Genomic DNA, 1643 nt, shown 5'->3' with positions numbered 1-1643 from the left:
TCTGAGCATCCCAGGCCCATGACCGCGCCCGGCGTTCGCGAAGAAACGATGGTGCTGCTGCGCTACAAGGTGAACGGCAGCGCCGATATGACCGACACGTCATTGGTGCGAGCCCGCGGCGTTGTCGGACGCTGTGGTGCGAGCCCGCTTCTGAGCATGGTCCGCAGGTCGTCGGCGACAGTGGTGAGCGGCGTGAGCCGCATCCCGTTTGAGAGATCGAGTCGAGATCGACGCCTTGCATGGCGCTGCCGTTCATCAACGATGTTGGGGCAGAGCATGGCAATGCGCAAGCGAGAAGACGAGGTGTTCCCGAACGCGGCGGGGATCGACATCGGGGCGTCCAGCCACTGGGTGGCGGTGCCGCGGCATCTGGCCGAGCAGGCCGGGTGCGAGCCGGTGCGCGAAGTTGGCGCGATGACCGAGGATCTGAACACGCTGGCGGCTTGGCTGGTGGGCCTGGGGGTGGACACGGTGGCAGTGGAGTCCACCGGCGTGTACTGGATCCCGGTGTTCGAGGTGCTGGAGCAGCACGGGCTGAAGGTGTGGCTGGTGGATGCGCGGCAGCTGAAGTACGTGCCCGGCCGCAAGAGCGACGTGCAAGACTGCCAGTGGCTGCAGAAGCTGATGAGCCTGGGGCTGCTTCGCGCGGCGTGGCGGCCGAGCGCCGAGGTCTGCGTGCTGCGCGCGGTGGCGCGTCAGCGCCAGACGCTGCTGGTAGAGCAGGCCAGTTGGGTGCAGCGCATGCAAAAGGCGCTGGTGCAGATGAACATCCAGCTCACCGAGGTGCTCAGCGACGTGATGGGCCAGACGGGACAGGCCGTGATCCGCGACATCGTGGCCGGCGAGCGTGACCCCAAGAGGCTGGCGCGCCACCGCCAGCGCCGCGTCAAGGCCAGCGAAGCCGAGATCGCCCGGGCGCTGCAGGGCAACTGGCGCGAGGAGCACCTGTTCGTGCTCAAGCAGGCGCTGGCGATGTACGACGACATCGGCCGCCATCTGGCGGAGTGCGACGCGCGGCTGGACGCGCTGCTGGATGCGCGCGGCACGGCCAAGGTGGACATCGGCAAGTTGCCGCGCGCCGGCAGCAAGGCCCGCACCGAACACGACATCCGCCAGCGGCTGGCCAATTGGGCGGGCGTGGATCTCACACGCATCAACGGGCTGGGGGTGACAGTGGTCATGAAACTGCTCAGCGAGATCGGGCCGGACGTCAGCCGCTTCGCCAGCGTCAAACACTTCTGTTCCTGGCTGGGGCTGTGCCCGGGCACCAAGATCAGTGGCGGCAAGGTGCTGTCCTCGGGCACCAAGCGCTCGGCCAACCGGGCGCGGCAGGCACTGAAGCTGGCCGCGCAGAGCCTGTGGCGCAGCGAGTCGGCGCTGGGGGCGTTCTACAGACGGCTGTCATCGCGTATGGACAAGCCCAAGGCGAACACCGCCGCGGCGCACAAGCTCGCACGCATGGTGTACTTCATGCTCACCCGAGGCGAGGCCTTCGTTGACCAGGGCCAGCAGCGCTACGAGCAGCAGCAGCGCCAGCGCAGCATCGCCGCCCTCAAGCGCCGCGCCGCTGCGCTGGGCTTCCAGATCCACCCCGTGGAGGCCGCTGCATGAAGTCAGCTGTCTTCAGTTCTGTTTCTTGAGAG

Annotated in this window: 1 protein-coding gene; it reads left to right on the top strand. The window is 67.6% G+C overall.

Features of this window, described 5'->3' with window-relative positions; genetic code table 11:
- Positions 1 to 276: 276 nt before the first annotated feature.
- Positions 277 to 1611 (top strand): IS110 family RNA-guided transposase, encoded by a 1335-nt coding sequence (locus DFR41_RS27280; protein WP_114805033.1) that lies wholly within the window; start codon positions 277 to 279, stop codon positions 1609 to 1611.
- Positions 1612 to 1643 lie beyond the last annotated feature (32 nt).

Origin of the sequence: Pseudacidovorax intermedius (assembly GCF_003350475.1) — a bacterium.
GTDB lineage: Bacteria > Pseudomonadota > Gammaproteobacteria > Burkholderiales > Burkholderiaceae_C > Xenophilus > Xenophilus intermedius.
This window is presented reverse-complemented; position numbering and strand designations above follow the sequence as displayed.